General features: G+C 62.2%; 17 protein-coding genes. 13 read left to right on the top strand and 4 right to left on the bottom strand.

Annotated features, from left to right (window positions below; all coding sequences use genetic code 11):
* Positions 1–86 precede the first annotated feature (86 nt).
* Together BXE_RS21330 and BXE_RS21335 are read right to left on the bottom strand one after the other, a co-directional pair.
* Positions 87–908 carry a Cof-type HAD-IIB family hydrolase gene (locus BXE_RS21330; protein WP_011490234.1) on the bottom strand — a complete coding sequence of 274 codons (822 nt, stop codon included), beginning with the start codon at positions 906–908 and terminating at the stop codon, positions 87–89.
* Between the two features lie 119 nt (positions 909–1,027).
* On the bottom strand, positions 1,028–1,909 hold the full coding sequence (locus tag BXE_RS21335) for a BadF/BadG/BcrA/BcrD ATPase family protein (protein WP_011490235.1): 882 nt from the start codon (positions 1,907–1,909) through the stop codon (positions 1,028–1,030).
* 140 nt (positions 1,910–2,049) lie between these two features.
* Here BXE_RS21335 and BXE_RS21340 point away from each other — a divergent pair, with 140 nt between their 5' ends.
* Positions 2,050–2,646: a DNA-3-methyladenine glycosylase I gene (locus BXE_RS21340; protein ID WP_011490236.1), complete on the top strand. Its 597-nt coding sequence runs from the start codon at positions 2,050–2,052 to the stop codon at positions 2,644–2,646.
* Between the two features lie 254 nt (positions 2,647–2,900).
* Here the strand turns inward: BXE_RS21340 and rpsU are convergent, their stop codons facing one another.
* Together rpsU and BXE_RS21350 are read right to left on the bottom strand one after the other, a co-directional pair.
* Positions 2,901–3,113: a 30S ribosomal protein S21 gene (gene rpsU / locus BXE_RS21345; protein ID WP_006050883.1), complete on the bottom strand. Its 213-nt coding sequence runs from the start codon at positions 3,111–3,113 to the stop codon at positions 2,901–2,903.
* Between the two features lie 357 nt (positions 3,114–3,470).
* The gene (locus BXE_RS21350; protein WP_011490237.1) at positions 3,471–4,412 is read right to left on the bottom strand and encodes an aldo/keto reductase; all 942 of its coding nucleotides are present in this window, start codon (positions 4,410–4,412) and stop codon (positions 3,471–3,473) included.
* Positions 4,413–4,670: 258 nt separating this feature from the next.
* Here BXE_RS21350 and BXE_RS21355 point away from each other — a divergent pair, with 258 nt between their 5' ends.
* The 12 genes from BXE_RS21355 (at position 4,671) to BXE_RS47905 (ending at position 16,560) form a co-directional block, all read left to right on the top strand.
* On the top strand, positions 4,671–5,816 hold the full coding sequence (locus BXE_RS21355; protein ID WP_011490238.1) for a flagellin: 1,146 nt from the start codon (positions 4,671–4,673) through the stop codon (positions 5,814–5,816).
* Between the two features lie 157 nt (positions 5,817–5,973).
* Positions 5,974–7,491 carry a flagellar filament capping protein FliD gene (fliD, locus tag BXE_RS21360; RefSeq protein WP_011490239.1) on the top strand — a complete coding sequence of 506 codons (1,518 nt, stop codon included), beginning with the start codon at positions 5,974–5,976 and terminating at the stop codon, positions 7,489–7,491.
* Positions 7,492–7,494: 3 nt separating this feature from the next.
* Positions 7,495–7,809, top strand: coding sequence for a flagellar protein FliT (locus tag BXE_RS21365; RefSeq protein ID WP_011490240.1), 315 nt, complete (start codon positions 7,495–7,497; stop codon positions 7,807–7,809).
* A 265-nt stretch (positions 7,810–8,074) separates the two neighbouring features.
* Positions 8,075–10,447, top strand: coding sequence for a tetratricopeptide repeat protein (locus BXE_RS21370; protein WP_011490241.1), 2,373 nt, complete (start codon positions 8,075–8,077; stop codon positions 10,445–10,447).
* Positions 10,444–11,589 (top strand): dTDP-4-amino-4,6-dideoxy-D-glucose aminotransferase VioA, encoded by a 1,146-nt coding sequence (gene vioA, locus BXE_RS21375; protein WP_011490242.1) that lies wholly within the window; start codon positions 10,444–10,446, stop codon positions 11,587–11,589. Before BXE_RS21370 ends, vioA begins: the two co-directional genes overlap by 4 nt.
* Before the next feature lie 2 nt (positions 11,590–11,591).
* Positions 11,592–12,632 (top strand): ketoacyl-ACP synthase III, encoded by a 1,041-nt coding sequence (locus BXE_RS21380; RefSeq protein WP_011490243.1) that lies wholly within the window; start codon positions 11,592–11,594, stop codon positions 12,630–12,632.
* Positions 12,633–12,643: 11 nt separating this feature from the next.
* Positions 12,644–12,871 carry an acyl carrier protein gene (locus BXE_RS21385; protein ID WP_038457170.1) on the top strand — a complete coding sequence of 76 codons (228 nt, stop codon included), beginning with the start codon at positions 12,644–12,646 and terminating at the stop codon, positions 12,869–12,871.
* Between the two features lie 10 nt (positions 12,872–12,881).
* Positions 12,882–13,946 carry a ketoacyl-ACP synthase III gene (locus BXE_RS21390; RefSeq protein ID WP_011490245.1) on the top strand — a complete coding sequence of 355 codons (1,065 nt, stop codon included), beginning with the start codon at positions 12,882–12,884 and terminating at the stop codon, positions 13,944–13,946.
* A complete protein-coding gene (locus BXE_RS21395) occupies positions 13,943–14,707 on the top strand; it encodes an SDR family NAD(P)-dependent oxidoreductase (RefSeq protein WP_011490246.1) in 765 nt (254 codons plus the stop codon). The genes BXE_RS21390 and BXE_RS21395 overlap by 4 nt, the downstream gene beginning before the upstream one ends.
* The gene (locus BXE_RS21400) at positions 14,707–15,339 is read left to right on the top strand and encodes an acetyltransferase (protein WP_011490247.1); all 633 of its coding nucleotides are present in this window, start codon (positions 14,707–14,709) and stop codon (positions 15,337–15,339) included. The genes BXE_RS21395 and BXE_RS21400 overlap by 1 nt, the downstream gene beginning before the upstream one ends.
* Position 15,340: 1 nt before the next feature.
* Positions 15,341–16,432, top strand: a complete 1,092-nt coding sequence (locus BXE_RS21405) for an aromatic ring-hydroxylating oxygenase subunit alpha (RefSeq protein ID WP_011490248.1) — start codon at positions 15,341–15,343, stop codon at positions 16,430–16,432.
* Positions 16,429–16,560 carry a hypothetical protein gene (locus BXE_RS47905; RefSeq protein ID WP_267886342.1) on the top strand — a complete coding sequence of 44 codons (132 nt, stop codon included), beginning with the start codon at positions 16,429–16,431 and terminating at the stop codon, positions 16,558–16,560. The genes BXE_RS21405 and BXE_RS47905 overlap by 4 nt, the downstream gene beginning before the upstream one ends.
* Positions 16,561–16,565 lie beyond the last annotated feature (5 nt).

Below are 16,565 nucleotides of genomic sequence, written 5' to 3' on the forward strand. Positions count from 1 at the left end.
GTCGATAGCAACCGGAAACCCGGAAAGGCTCGCACGAAAAATGGCCCGCGTTCATGAAAACGGACGCGGGCCGTTTCCATTTTCCGTCAGGACATCAATTCGTCGTCGAGCGAGAAAAGCTTGCGCAGATGGTGCGCAACGCCCGCTTCGAAGTTGTTGCCAATGCGCGGCACGTTCGGCAGACGTGTCATGAGATCGGGATTGGCGTTGTTCATCATGAACGGATGTCCAGCCGTCTCCAGCAGATCGATATCGTTCATGTTGTCGCCGAACGCCACGCAGTGCGAGGCATCGACGCCGACGCGCTCAAGCACGATCTGCAACGCCCGTCCCTTCGATACATTCGCCGTCATCACTTCCAGGCAGTCCGGCAGCGAATAGGTCACGTAAAGCGCGTCGCCGAATTGGCGTGCGAGATTCGCCGCGACCTGCGCGAGATCGGCCGGCTCGCCAATATAGAGCGCCTTCGCGATGTCGGCACCGTCATGTTTCGGCAGATCGGTCACCTCATAGGTGAACCCGGAGTCCTGGTGAAACTTCAGCAGATCCGGCGCGTCGCGGTCGATCAGCCAGGCCTGATCGGCGAACAGGTTGACGATCACACGGCCATGCGCGCCGGCAATTTCCGGCTGCACCAGCCGTTGCACGATGGCAGGAGGCAGATCGTCGGCGTGGATCACCGTGTTGTCCGGCGCGTGGATGCGCGCGCCATTCGACGTGATCAGATACGGGCTGATGCCCAGCACGTCGCGGATGCCGGCGACGTCGCAATAATGGCGGCCCGTAGCAATCACGAAGTGCAGGCCGTCGCTCTCGAGTTTGCGCACGGTGGCGACCGTGAATGGGTCCACCTGGTGATCGGCATTGAGCAGCGTACCGTCGAGGTCCGTGGCGATAACTTTGTACATAGTGTGAGCAGTCGGGCAACATCGAAGCGAGCATTTTACCGGCGTCGGCCGGGTTCACTGGAAACGCACCAGCCATTTCCTGCAATTCTCAGCCGGGAGCGCGCCACGACGTGCCGTTATCAGCCGCCGAGACGAACCGCCTCGCGCTGCGCCAGTTGCAATCCACCGTGTGCCGAGTCGGCCAGCGGCTCGCGCAACCGCGCCTGATAGATGTGCGGCACGTACTCGCGCAACGGCGCGCCGAGCCCGCCGCACAGCGCAATCGGCAAGCTCGCCGAAGGGTCCAGCGCGGCGATCATCTTGCCCACTTCGGCACCGGCCTCGCCGAGCAAACGCGCCGCGAACGGATGCGAGCGGTGGGCGATGACGATCGGCGCAAGTCTCGCATAAGCGGTCTGATTGGCTTCGCAAAGCCAGACGACGAGGCTGTCACGGTCATGTGCGCCGGTATGGGCGAGCAGCGCTTGCGCGAGATCGTCGTTGGCGCCGCGCCCGTCGAGTGCATGTTGCGCATGCACGATGGCCCGCAGCCCGAGCCACGCGCCGCTCGCTTCGTCGCCCGACGGATAGCCGTAGCCGCTGACCATACGGCATTCGCCGTCGCCATCCAGTACGGCCGCCACGCTGCCGGTGCCAAGCGCGACGATCACGCCAGGCGCGCCAGCGTGCGCGCCCAGCAAGGTGGTATAGGCGTCGCTTTCCACGGCGAGCCCGGCTAGCGCGGGTGCCTGGGTGCGAAACGCTGTCAACCAGTCGCGATTATTGACGCCGGCGAGTCCGCAGCCGAGCACGCAGCGCGACCAGTCGAGCGCCACGCCGGCGCGTGCGAATGCTTCGCCGCAGCCGGCCGCAATGGCCTGCCACGCACGTTCGACACCGAGCCCCAAACCCGAGGGCCCGCTTGCCGCCTGCGCCAGTTCACGGCCCTGTGCGTCGCCGAGCACGACGCGCGTGCCGCTGCCGCCGCCGTCGATGCCGATCAGAAAGAAGTCTTTGTTCATGGAATCGAATGAGTTCCGTGGATGAATAACGCGTAGCGTGGCAGGTCAGTTTCAATCCGGCAATCGGCCGAACGGCTAACTTGCAGTACACATGGCTTCGGCTATGCTGGCGGGCGACATCACAACGCAGGAGCGCGACAGTGACACAGCGATGCAACTGGGTATCGAGCGAAGCGCTCGCACACTACCACGACACCGAATGGGGCGTGCCCTCGCGCGACGACCAGCATCTGTTCGAGATGCTGGTGCTGGAAGGCGCTCAGGCGGGTTTGTCGTGGTCGACGATTCTCAACAAACGGGCCGGCTATCGGCGCGCTTTCGCCGACTTCGATATCGACAAGGTTGCGCGCTTCACGCCGAAACACGTTGATGCGCTGGTGAAGGACGAAAGTATCGTGCGCCATCGCGGCAAGATCGAAGCGGCCATTACCAACGCTCGCGCAGTCCAGCAGATTCAGGCCGAGCACGGCTCGCTTGCCAATTTCGTCTGGTCGTTCGTCGATCAGACGCCGATCCAGAACGATTGGACTTCGTACAAGCAGGCTCCTGCGTCGACCGACATTTCGGACGCGCTCAGCAAGGGGCTGAAACGCTATGGTTGCAAGTTCGTCGGCTCGACCATCTGCTACGCGTTCATGCAGGCAGTGGGCATGGTCAACGACCACGAGGCGAGCTGCGCGTGCCGCGCACGATGCGCGGCGCTTGGCAAGAAAGGACGTAATCGTAAAGCGGGCTGAAGCAGCGGCGGCCGCGCTTATCGCGGTTATTGCGGCGGCTGCCCGGTGGGCAACTTCATCAGGCCTCGCGACTACATAACCGCGATTGAGATATTCCGGTGCGCTACTTGGGCAAAACGGCTGCCGCGATGCCGGCATATATGAGCGTCGGCGTGTCCACCCTGAAAAAAGCAAAGACGTGCACAAAAAGCAAAACGGCGATGTGGCTTCTTTCGAAGCTCACACCGCCATTCGGCCGTGCGGAAAAAGCGTGCTTAGTGCAGCTTCTTCGGCAGCATCTGGCTGCGCAGGCGCTTGTGCAGGCGCTTCACAGCAGCAGCCTTCTTGCGCTTACGTGCCGTGGTCGGCTTTTCGTACGATTGGCGCTCACGCAGTTCAGCGATCAGGCCATTCTTTTCGATTGCGCGACGAAAGCGGCGAATCGCCACTTCGAACGGCTCGTTTTCTTTCAGAAGAATCGTCGTCATGTAATTCCTAACTCAATCACTTGATAGGGGTAAATTGCGTGGCGGCATACCGCTCACGCGCCGGCCCTCCGGTCGTTCCAATTCATGGCCAGTAACAGGCAAACGCGGGTAGAACCCAGCCAAACCACGATTGAAACGAGAGGCAAAGCGGCCACGGAGGCCGGAAAAGAGAGGTGGGGAGTTCACCGCGCAACGCGGACAGACATGATGCAAAAGCCGCGTCTGCTGCCGTTTCGCCGACCTTTCATCAACGGAAAAGCGTTGACGAAACAGGCAAAGATCTCAATTCACTCCCGATGATATCAGGAAACTCTCCATCCTACCAGGGGTTTAGCGATTGCGCCAGGCCGTTTGCGCTCAGGCGCTAGCTTCGTCCAGTTCGCGGATATCGGCGCCCGTCAGCATTAAATGTACGGCGGCCGCGAGGCTTTCGAGCTGGTCGACCGACGTTGCGCTAGCAATCGGGGCCGTAACACTGGACCGTGCGATCAGCCATGCCAGGGCGACCGTGGCCGGCGTACTGCCGTGCGCGTCGGCGACCCGGTCCAACGCGGCGAGAATCCGCAAACCGCGTTCGTTCAGGTACTTTTCGACGCGGCTACCGCGCGCCTTGTTGGCGAGATCCGCTTTCGAGCGGTATTTACCGGACAGAAAGCCGCTCGCAAGACTGTAATACACCACTACGCCGAGCTGATTGGCGAGCGCCACCGGTTCGATGTCGCGCTCATATTCCGCGCGGTCATACAGATTGTATTCCGGCTGCAACAGCTGATATTCAGGTAGTCCGTGCTGACGGGACACCGCGAGCGCTTCCTCGACACGCGCGCCACTGTAGTTCGACGCGCCGATCACCCGCACCTTGCCCGCCTCGATCAGTTTCTGATACGCGCCGAGCGTTTCGGCAAGCGGCGTTCCGGTGTCGTCGTCGTGGGAAAAGTAGACGTCGATGTAATCGGTCTGCAAGCGCCGCAATGAATCATCGAGAGCCGCCTGAATGTTCGCGGCCGACAGCCCCTTGCGCTGCGGAAGCTTCGAGACTTTGGTCGCGAGCACGATCTTGTCGCGTTTGCCGCTCCGGCGGAGCCATTTGCCGATGATGGTTTCCGACTCTCCGCCCTGGTTGCCCGGCACCCATGCGGAATAGACATCGGCAGTATCGATAAAGTCGAGACCGGCATCGACAAACGCATCCAGAATCGAAAACGAGGTGGCTTCATCGGCGGTCCAGCCGAAAACATTGCCGCCGAACATAAGCGGCGCGACCTGTAATTGCGAACGCCCAATCCTGCGCTTTTGCATGATTTCTCCAGGGTTTGTCACAAGAGAAAAAGAGAATACGCCGTCTTTTCAATACCTGCAGTGGGTCTGCGGAGCAAGGGTTCCAGCGCCGCACAGCGCCTCCCGGCCTGGAAAACAATTGGGTCGCTATTGCACAAAGTTCCTCAAGTTTTTTTAAGAGGCGCCGTCAACCTTCACTGAGGCGGCCAGCAATGAACGAGTGCTTCCGCCGATGCCAACGTGGCGTATTGGGCTCAAGGCTTATTTAGGAGATTTTCCATGCTCGGAATCAATAGCAACATCAACTCGCTGGTTGCACAGCAAAACCTTAATGGCTCGCAAAGCGCCCTTTCGCAAGCCATCACCCGCCTGTCGTCGGGCAAGCGCATCAACAGCGCGGCTGACGATGCAGCAGGCCTGGCAATCTCGACGCGTATGCAAACGCAGATCAACGGCCTGAATCAGGGCGTGTCGAATGCGAACGACGGCGTGTCGATGATTCAAACCGCATCGAGCGCACTGTCCTCGCTGACCTCCAGCCTGCAACGTATCCGCCAGCTGGCGGTGCAAGCATCGACCGGTTCGCTGTCGGCGAGCGACCAGGCCGCGCTGCAGAAGGAAGTTTCGGCGCAGATCGCTGAAGTGAACCGTATCGCATCGCAAACGACGTACAACGGCACGAACATTCTGGACGGCTCGGCAGGCAGCGTGACGTTCCAGGTCGGCGCCAACGTCGGTCAGACGATCAGCCTGGACCTGAGCCAATCGATGTCGGCAGCGAAGATCGGCGGCGGCCTGGTGCAAACGGGTCAAACGGTCGGCACGATCGCGGTCAGCCTGGATGCAACGGGCGCATACACGAGCACCGGCGCGACGATCACGTCGATCAACGTTCTGTCGGACGGCCAAGGCGGCTACACCTTCACGGACCAGAACAACCAGGCCATCACCTCGGGCGTCGCCAACGCAATCTTCAGCGCGGGCACGGGCGCGGGTACCGGCACGGCGGTCACCAACCTGACGATCAGCTCGACAGCTCTGCCGACGACCGGCGCGGCTTCCTCCGCCGCCGTCGCATCGGTTGCGCAGATCAACGCGATCAACAACCCGCCGACGGTGTCGGGCCTCGACATCAGCACGGTCACCGGCGCGAACGAAGCAATGGTCTCGATCGACAATGCGCTGCAGACCGTGAATACACTGCAAGCTGCACTGGGCGCCGCGCAAAACCGCTTCACCGCAATCTCGACGTCGCAGCAAGCTGAATCGACCGACCTGTCGTCGGCACAATCGCAAATCACGGACGCCAACTTCGCACAGGAAACGGCGAACCTGAGCAAGGCGCAAGTGCTGCAACAAGCTGGTATCTCGGTGTTGGCGCAAGCTAACTCGAATCCGCAGCAAGTTCTGAAGCTCCTGCAGTAAGCGCTGACGCAGTAACGGCGATGCGCCGCGCGCAAGCGGGGCGCATCGCCGGGTTTCAAGCGACGGGAGGCACGCCTCCCGCTGTGCATTTCCATCACGTAGTGATGTAGCATCGCGCACCACCTGATACAGATTCCTAGACGCCTGGAGCCTCTGCATGTCCTCGATCTCAACCTCGTCTTCTACAGCAAGCGCCAACGCCGCGCTGCAGTCGGCTGCCCAATCGATCATCAGCGGCTCGACGGGCAATTCGTCGATGGACGTGTCGACGCTCGTCACGGCGCTCGTGAACGCGAAGACCGCCGGACAAACCGCGGCTCTGGCGGCACAGCAAACCACCGACAACACCACGCTGTCCGCGTACGGCGCACTGAGCTCGGCGCTCGGCGCGCTGCAGTCGGGCATCACGAATCTCGCCAACGGCAACACGCTGGCAACGTTCGCGGCGACCGCGAGCGGCACCGGGCTGACGGCGACCGCCGGCGTCGGCGCCGTGGCCGGCAGTTATTCGATCGCCGTGACGCAGATCGCCAGCTCGCAAGCCTTGTCGTCGGCAGCCTTCGGCGCCACGACGGCGCTAGGCACCGGCACGCTGTCGATCTCGATGAACGGCAAGTCGATGGATATCAACGTCGACAGCACCAACAATACGCTCTCGGGCATCGCGTCGGCGATCAACGCGAGCAGCAGCAACCCGGGCGTCACGGCCACCATCGTGACCGGCACGGACGGCGCCCACCTCGTGCTGCGCGCGGCGAACACGGGGGCGGCCAACGTCATCAACGTCTCGACCAGCAACGTCACGAGCGATACCGGCCTGTCGAGCCTCGGCGTGACGTCGACGGCCAGCACCACGGGCGGCCAGTCGTCGATCTCGTCGGCTAATTCGAGCAGCGCGTGGACGCAAAGCGGCTACGCGCAAGACGCGGAGTTCACGATCGGCGGAATCGCGGGCAGCAGTTCCAGCAACGCGGTGACGGGCGCCATTTCAGGCGTGACGATCAACCTGACGGCGGCGGCCGTGGGCACGCCCGCTGGCACCCCGCAGACGCTGACCATCGCGCCGGACACCACGTCGCAGAACACCGCGATCAACAATTTCGTGAGCCTGTACAACACCGTCGTGACGACGATGTCCACGCTCACCTCGTTCAGTTCCGGCTCGACGTCGCAAGGTCCGCTGCTGGGCGATTCCACGCTGCAGACGATCAAGAACACGCTCGCCAATATCATCGGCGGCGCGGTTGGGTCGGGCAGCACGGGCGCCACCCTGGCGGCGATCGGCATCACGCTGAAGGACGATCCGGCGGACGGCACGCTGGTGGTCGACAACAACGCGCTCAACACGGCGCTGACGAGCAGCCCGGCCACGGTCGCCTCGCTGTTCAATTCGACCAATGGCATTGCCGAGCAGTTGAACGCCAGCATCACCACCTTCACGCAGACCGGCGGCATCATCGACACGCGCAATACCGCGCTGAACGCCGACCTGAAGAGCATCGCCACACAGCAAACCGCGCTCGCCGACTACACGACACAACTGACGAACCAGTATCAGGCGCAGTTCACCGCGCTGAACACGTTGATGGCGACCATGAACAACAATTCGCAATACCTGACCGCGCTGTTCGGCGGCACCAACAGCGCAGGCGCGCTGGCCACGAACAAGAGCTAAGCCATGAACGCGCACAACATGACCCAGACGGAACTGGTCGAACGCGTGTTGTCCATCACGCGGGAAATCGAACAGGCGGCCTCGCTCGCGGACTGGCCGGAAGCGGCCCGTTTGACCGAAACGCGCTCGCCGCTGCTGATGTCGCTCACCGCCGCGCAGGAACCGGCCGCGCTGGAGATGATCCGCCAGATCCAGGCAATCGACGCAGCGCTGCTCGCCGACGCCGAAGTCACCCAGAACGAATTGCATATCGAGTTCGAAGCGGCGATCGGACGCACCCGGGCCGCCGGGGAATATCAGCGGATGGCCCGCCTGTAAGAATCATCCGAAGCGCCGCCGGCCCAAGCGGCATCCGTCCCAAAGAAGCCGGCCCTGCCGGCCGACCCAACAATAAGAACTACGTGCCGAAGTGAGGCGCGCTCGTTCCCTCGGCCCGCCTCGTGCGGGCTTTTTTCTTGCCTTCCGGCTCTCCGCCCCCTTCCTCCATACGCTAAACAGGCGGCTTTTTTACCGTCATCTCCGCGCATCGGAAAGACCGGCCTGGTCGCACAATTTCCTCCATAGAACATTTTGCGCCGAGACCATGACTCTCCTGTACGAGCAGCAGCCTGCCGAACCCCTGACGCCCGAACAACAACTCGAGCAGGACATCGCACTCGTGTTGCAGACGGCGCTCGACCATCACCACAAGGGCGAATTCGAGGACGCGCAGGCGCTATATCGGGCCATCCTCGACGCGAATCCGAAACACGCCGACGTGCTGTACAACCTCGGCGTACTGCTCGGCCAGACCGACCGTACGGCCCAGGCCCTGCCGCTCTTCGAGCAGTGCCTGGGGCTGCATCCCCACAACGGCCAATACTGGGCCGCCTACATCAGCGCGCTGATCGACGCCGGGGAAACCGCCGCGGCGTGGCTGGCGCTCGAAATGGGTCAGAAGCAGGGCTTGAAGGGGCCGGCGGTCGACGGTTTGATCGTGCGCATGGCCAACCCCGGCAAAGTCATCCATACCGTGCCGGTCGCGACGCTGAAGCCGCAAGCTCAGCCTGCCGCTGCAACAGACACGCCGGCGGCTGCGGAACGCACGCGGACCACCATCGCATCGGGCCGCCGGGTCAGCCAGCAGGAAACCAATCGCTATACGGCGCTCTACAACAAAGGCCATGTCGTCGAGGCGGTGAAACTCGCGCGTTCCCTGACCCAGCGCTTTCCCGCCGACGGTAACTCGTGGCGCTGGCTCGGCATCGCGCTACACCGTCTGGGCCGCTATGACGAAGCGCTCGTCCCGCTGCGCAAGGCTGCTGAACTGGTCCCCGAGGAACTCGAAAGCCGCACGGTGCTGGCCGATACGCTGCGCCTGAAAGGCTTGCACGCGGAAACCGAGCAGGAGTGCCGCGCGGTTCTGGCGATCAATCCGGACTACGCCGAAGCGCAGCGGATCTTCGGCATGTCGCTGGTTCATCAGGGCCGCGTGGCCGAGGGTCTGGCCGCCGTACGACGGGCGGTCGAACTCGCGCCGAACAATGCCTCGATGTACAGCACGCTGGGTGTCCTGCTGCTCGATCTCGGCTTCGTGGCGGAAGCGGAAAAGGAATTCCGCACCGCGCTGGAAAAGGATCCTAAAGACCACATCGCGGCCAACAACTTTCTGTTCACGTTGTGGCACAACCCCGAGACCGATCACGCCACGCTGTTCGCCGAACACACCAATTTCGCACGCCAGCACGAAGACCCGGTGCGCGCGCAATGGCCGCGTCACGTGAACAAACGCTCGCCGGATCGCAAGCTGAAAATCGGCCTCGTTTCGGGCGACCTGTTCCGCCACGCCGTCGCCTCGTACCTGCTGCCGATCATGGAACATCTGGCGAAGGATCCGAGTCTGTCCCTGCATGTGTACAGCAACCACATTGCCGAAGACGACTACACGCAGATGCTGCGCGACTGCGCCGATGAATGGCAGCAGATCACCGGCATGCCGGACGCACAACTGGCCAGCAAGATCCGCGATGAACGCATCGACATTCTGTTCGATCTGTCTGGCCACACCGGCCGCAACCGGCTGCTGACGTTCGCGCGCAAACCCGCGCCGATTCAGGTGACCTGGCTGGGTTATCCGGGCACCACCGGCCTGAGCGCAATGGACTATTACCTGGTGGACAAGTACGGCGTGCCGTTCGGGCCGGCGGAAAAACTGTTCTCCGAAAAAATCGTTCATCTACCGTCGAGCGCGACGTTCCTGCCGGAAAAGAGTGCGCCGCCGGTCAATATTCTGCCGGCCATGCATAACGGCTACATCACGTTCGGCAGCTTCAACCGGCTGAACAAACTGCGCCGTGACGTGATTGCCCTGTGGGCCGAATTGCTGCGCGCGCAGCCGACCGCCAGGATGTTGCTCGGCGCAATCGCCACCGACGAAGACGAACAGTTGCTGATCGACTGGTTCGCCGGAGAAGGCATCGAACGCGGGCGTTTGATGTTCCGCCGCCGTTCGAGCATTCCGGTCTACCTGCAGCAGCATTTCCACGTCGATATCTGCCTGGACACGTTCCCGTACACGGGTTCGACCACGGTGCTGAACTCGCTGTGGATGGGCGTTCCCACGCTGACCATCGCCGGCGATACGCTGGCGAGCCGCGCCGGCACCACCTGGATGTCGCATGTCGGGCTCGAGGAATTCGTCGCCGCGAACAAGGAAGAGTTCGTTGCGCGCGGTGTGGCTTTGGCGTCCGACATTCCCGCGCTCGCCGCCATCCGCACCGGCCTGCGCGAACGCTGTGCCGCGTCGGCGGCGTTCCACCCCGAAGTGGTCGCGGCAGGTGTCTCGCGCGCGCTGCGGATCATGTGGCAGCGCTGGTGCGCCGGCGAGCCGGCCGCGGCGTTCGAAGTTTCGATGGAAGACATAAACGGCGCCGCCCATGAAGCGCCCGTGCTGTCCGATAAAGGGGAATCCAAGTGAACGCAGCTTTGCCGCTTCGCGCTATCGAGTCACCTGTCGACGAGCGCATCTACGTTACCCAGCCGCACCTCGCGCCGCTCGAAGAGTTCATCCCTTATCTTCAGCAGATCTGGGACAGCAAGGTGCTGACCAACGGCGGCCCGTTTCACCAGCAGTTCGAACAGGCGTTGTGCAAGTACCTCGGCGTGCGCCATCTCGCGCTGTTCACGAACGGCACGCTGGCGCTGCTCACCGCGTTACAGGCGCTGCGTGTGACGGGCGAGGTGATCACGACACCCTATTCGTTCGTGGCAACCGCGCACTCGCTGGTGTGGAACGGCATCAAGCCGGTGTTCGCCGATGTCGACCCGGACACGCTCAATCTCGATCCGGCCAGGATCGAGGCGGCCATCACCCCGCAGACCACCGCGATCATGCCGGTGCACTGTTACGGCAAGCCGTGCGACGTCGATGCCATCCAGAAGATCGCCGACAACTACAATCTGAAAGTGATCTACGACGCGGCCCATGCGTTCGGCGTCCAGACCGACACCGGCAGCGTGCTCGAACACGGCGATCTCGCGGTGCTGAGTTTTCACGCTACCAAGGTGTTCAACACCTTCGAAGGTGGCGCGATCATCTGCCAGGACGCGAAGACCAAGCAGCGCATCGACCATCTGAAGAACTTCGGTTTCGTCGATGAAGTGACGGTGGTGGCATCCGGCATCAACGGCAAGATGAGCGAGATCAATGCCGCGTTCGGCTTGCTGCAACTGCAGCACATCGACGAAGCACTGGCCCGGCGCGCGCAGATCGATGCAATCTATCGCGAGCGGCTGCGCGACATTCCCGGCATCCGTTGCATGCAGAAAGCCGGCGAGAAAGTGGCAAACCACTCGTACTTCCCGATCCTGGTCGGTCCGGATTTCCCGATCAGCCGCGACGCGCTGTACCAGAAGTTCCGCGACCACGATATCTACACGCGGCGCTACTTCTATCCGCTGATTTCGGACTTCCCGATCTATCGTGGTCTGCCGTCCGCACGCCGTGAAAACCTGCCGATCGCGCATGCTGCCGCGCAACAGGTGCTATGCCTGCCGATTTTCCCGGCGCTGACCGACGGCATGCTCGACCGCATCATCGGACTTATCGCGGATTGCTGACCATGACGTCCTCTGTTCGATCCGACCGGGTGCAGGCACGCATTCTCGATATCGCCGGATTCCTGCCCGAGCAGGTCCTGACGAACGAGCAGCTGGCGGCGCTCTATCCGGAATGGCCGGCGGACAAGATTCTGGCCAAGACAGGCATTCAGCAACGGCATATCGCCGCGGCCGGGCAGACCGCGGCGGACCTGGCTTATGAAGCGGCGCGCAACCTCTTTGCCCAAGGCTCGGTGAATGCGCAGGACGTCGACTTCGTCATTCTGTGCACTCAGGCGCCCGACTATGTGTTGCCCACCTCGGCCTGCCTGTTGCAGGACCGGCTCGGCATTTCGACTCACGCCGGCGCGCTCGACGTCAATCTCGGCTGCTCCGGCTATGTGTATGGACTTTCGCTCGCCAGGGGGCTGGTGGAAACCGGCGCCGCGCGCTGCGTGCTGTTGCTGACCGCCGACACTTATTCGAAGTACGTACACCCCCTCGACAAGAGCGTTCGCACCCTGTTCGGCGACGGTGCCACGGCGACGGCAATCACGGCCTCCACGAACGGCGACGCGTCGATCGGCCCCTTCGTATTCGGCACGGACGGCCGCGGCGCGCAGAACCTGATCGTCAAGGCAGGGCTGTTCCGCGAGCCGAAGAACGCACAAAGCGCGCTCGAAACCCAGGATGCGTCCGGCAACGTGCGCACCGACGAACACCTGTACATGAACGGCGCCGAAGTCATGGCATTCTCGCTTGCCGAAGTGCCCAAAGCGGCGACATCGCTGCTCGAAAAAGCCGGCATGGACCGCGAGGAAATCGACTTCTTCGTGCTGCATCAGGCGAACCGTTTCATGCTCGAGGCACTGCGCAAGAAAATGAAGGTCCCGGAAGCGAAGTTTCCGATCCTGATGGAGCAATGCGGCAACACCGTTTCGTCGACGGTTCCGCTCGCATTGAAGCAGATGAAAGACGACGGCCTGCTCCAGCATGGCAGTCGATTGATGTTGTTGGGCTTTGGTGTCGGCTACTCATGGGCCGGCTGCCTCGTGACTTACTAGCAGGAGTGGACATGGAAAACTTTTACGAAGGAATGGCCGAAATCTTTGAAATCGATGCAAGCCTGATTACGCGGGAACTCGATCTGCACGAGCACAACTGGGACTCGCTTGCCGTCGTGTCGACCATCGCTCTCGTCGACGACTGCTTCAACGTGATGCTAAGCGGCCAGGCGTTGAACAACTGCAATACCATCGCCGACATCGAAGCGCTGATCAGCACGGCGAAAAAAGCAGCCTAAGGAGTTGGACATGAGTTCGCCGGACTTCAGCGCGGGACGCGAGTTACGCACGCAAGGCGCCCGCATCGCAGGCGTCGTGTCGTGCGTGCCCTCGAAACAGGTGGATAACGACTACTTCGTCGAGAGGTTCGACGCATCCGCCGTCCGCGATGTGGTCAAGATGATCGGTGTCAACCGGCGCCGCTGGGCAGACGCGCAGACGAGCGCCGGTGATCTGTGCCGCAAGGCCGGCGAGAAGCTGCTTGCCGGACTCGGCTGGCAGGCGGACTCGATCGACGCGCTCATTTTCGTGTCTCAAACGCCGAACTACCGCTTGCCCGCCACGGCGTTCGTATTGCAGGCGGAGCTCGATCTGCCGGCATCGTGTCTCGCGCTGGACATCAATCTCGGCTGCTCTGGCTATCCGCAGGCGCTGTGGCTCGGCATGAACCTGATCCAGACGGGCGCGGCAAAGCGCGTGCTGCTGGCGGTGGGCGACACGATCAGCAAGATGATCGACCCGACCGACCGCTCGACCTCGCTGCTGTTCGGCGACGCCGGCACGATGACGGCGCTGGAGACCTCGAACGGCGATGCGGCCGCCCACTTCATCATCGGTGCGGACGGCAAGGGCGCGCGCAATCTGATCGTGCCGTCGGGCGGCTTCAAGCCGTATGACGCCGCGGCCGACGAGCGCATGGCCGGCAAGTCGCCGGAATGCCTGTTCATGGACGGTGGCGAGATTTTCAATTTCACGCTGAACGCGGTGCCGAAGCTGGTCTCACGCACGCTCGACATTGCCGGCCGCGACAAGGACTCGTACGACGCGTTCCTGTTCCATCAGGCCAATCTGTTCATGCTCAAGCATCTGGCCAAAAAGGCTGGCTTGCCGGCCGAACGCGTGCCGGTCAATATCGGCGAGTACGGCAACACGAGCTGCGCGTCGATTCCTCTATTGATCACCACCGAACTGAAAGACCGCCTGAAGGAAGAGACGCTGCAACTAGGCATGTTTGGCTTCGGCGTCGGATATTCGTGGGCATCGGCGGCACTTGCGGTCGGACCGCTCAACATCGTGGACACGATCGAGACATGACACTCTTCGCTGACAACTGCCTCGCCGGCGGCCGCTATCTCGTGACCGGCGCGTCGTCGGGTATCGGCCAGGCGAGCGCGCAACTGATTGCCCGCCTGGGCGGACATGTGATTGCCGCCGGGCGCGACGAGGCCCGCCTTCAGGCAACGCTCGCCGGGCTCCACGGCAGCGGCCACGCAGCCGCTGCGGCGTCGCTCGTCGACGCCGATCAGACCGCCGAATGGGTAAGCCATCTCGCCGAGACGCACGGTGCCTTTGCCGGCGTGTTTCATGCGGCGGGCGTCGAGTTGATTCGCCCCGCGAAGCTGACCAGGCAGGAACAACTGGATCAGGTGTTCGGCAGCAGCCTGTATGCCGCGTTCGGAATTGCCCGCGCCGGCAGCAAGAAGAATGTCATCGTGGACGGCGGCTCGCTTGTCTTCATGTCGTCAGTAGCCGGCTCGACGGGCCAGGCAGGCATGACCGCTTACTCCGCCGCCAAGGCCGCCGTCGACGGTCTGGTCCGCTCGCTGGCCTGTGAAATGGCGCCGCGCAAGATTCGCGTCAATTCGATCGCGGCCGGCGCGGTCCACACCGCCATGCATGACCGGCTCACGGGCGGCAGCCCGGATGAAGCACTCGCCGCTTACGAGAAGAGCCACCTGCTCGGCTTCGGCGAAGCCGACGATGTCGCACAATCCGCACTGTTTCTGCTGAGCGGAGCGAGCCGCTGGATCACCGGCACGACGCTGGTCGTCGACGGCGGATACAAGGTTCGATGATGGTGAAGCGACTGATCGTGGCCGGCTGCGGAGCCTTCGCGCGCGAGTTGATCAACTGGGCGCAAGATGCAGCCGATGCGGGGCGCGGCCCAGCCATCAGCGCTTTTCTCGACGCCAACCCGGCCGCGCTGCAAGACTATCCATACCAGCTCGAATGGCAGGGCGATATCGACGACTACCGCCCGCGGGATGGCGACGCCGTGCTCGTCGCTATCGGCGACCCAGCGGGCAAACATGCTGTGGTGGCGCGTCTGCGCGAACGCGGCGCCGTGTTCGCGACGCTCGTGCATCCGAGCGCCGTCGTCGCCCGCTCTGCCGTGCTGGGCGAAGGCGTCATGGTGTGTCCTCAAGCGGTTATATCGGCTGACGCGCATGTCGGCGACTTCGTTGCGATCAACGTGCTGTCCAGCGTCGGCCATGACGTCAAGCTCGGCGCCTACTCGACGCTCAGCTCGCACGTGGATCTGACCGGCTACGTGCAAACCGGCGACGGAGTATTTTTCGGCAGCGGCGCGAAAATACTGCCCAAGCTGAAGATCGGCGCACGAGCGAAAATCGGCGCCGGCGCGATCGTGATGCGCTCAGTCGCCGAAGACGCCGTGATCTATGCCGCGCCGGCGAGGAAGCTCTGAAATGACCCTCGATCGCCTTTTGTTCGAACAGTACTGGCATCTCGGCTGTCATCGCCGCGAACTTGCCAACGACGGCGACTTCGTCAAATTCGACGGGGTGTTGGGCGAAGTCGTATTGTTCAACGACAACGGCGAGATCGTTGCATTCGACAATACCTGTCCGCATCGCGGCGCGCGAATCTATAGCGATGCGCACGGCAACCGGCCGGCGACATGCAGCTATCACGGCTGGACGTATAAGCACGGCACGATCATCGTGCCGGAAAAAGAGCGCTTCAAATCGTGCGAGCTCGACCGCGCACGCTTCAACACATTCCAGGTCGACTGGTGCGGCGATTTCGTGTTCTTTGCAATCAAACCGCGCTCGGGCCTGTATGAACAGTTGGGCAGGACCGCGGAGCTTCTGGAGAACATTTCGTTCAACGTCGACCAACGGCTCGACCTGAACCGTTACAACTACGAGTGCTATTGGCCGCTCGCCGTCGAGAACGCACTCGAGCCGTATCACATCGCCGCGGTGCACTCGGAAACGCTCGCCACGCTGGAACTGGGCGATGGAGAAAACGTGTTCGACGAGATGAACTCGATCTGGTACGCGCCACTCGGCAACACACGCCTCGCCAATCAGTTAGCTCGTCTGCGCAAACTGTTCAACATCGACTATCAGTACGGGGGATATATGAGCATTTATATCTTCCCGTTCACGATGATTTCTTCGACATACGGCTACTCGTATTCGCTGCAAAATTTCTTCCCCGCTGCGCAAGGTCAGGGCTTGACGCACTTCACGAGCCGCCTGTACGCATCGAACACGCTGAATGACAACGCCGCGCGCATGCTCGACACGTTTTTCGAATCGACGGTGCGAATGAACCGCAAGGTGTTCGAGGAAGATCACGAAATCTGCAAATTGCTACCGAAAGAAAGCTGGTCGACGAACGCGCTCCGCTTTCCTTCGGACGCGGAAGTGAAGATCGACCACTTCAGGCAATCGTGCCGCGCCGTCGGCGAGACGAGCGAGGCCGTGTTGCACCAGATCCAGACGTCGATCGACGAAGCCACTTCGCTGCAGGCGACCAGCACCGTCGATTGAAGCCGGCACCCTTGCGTAACCCGCCCGATCCGACCGGGAAGGAACGGCTGTGCGGCGAATGGCAGACGGATACCGTCTATTCGCAGGCCAACTATATTCGCTACTTCGTCAATTCGCGCGTGTTGTAGCTCAT

Origin of the sequence: Paraburkholderia xenovorans LB400 (assembly GCF_000013645.1) — a bacterium.
Taxonomy (GTDB): Bacteria; Pseudomonadota; Gammaproteobacteria; order Burkholderiales; family Burkholderiaceae; genus Paraburkholderia; species Paraburkholderia xenovorans.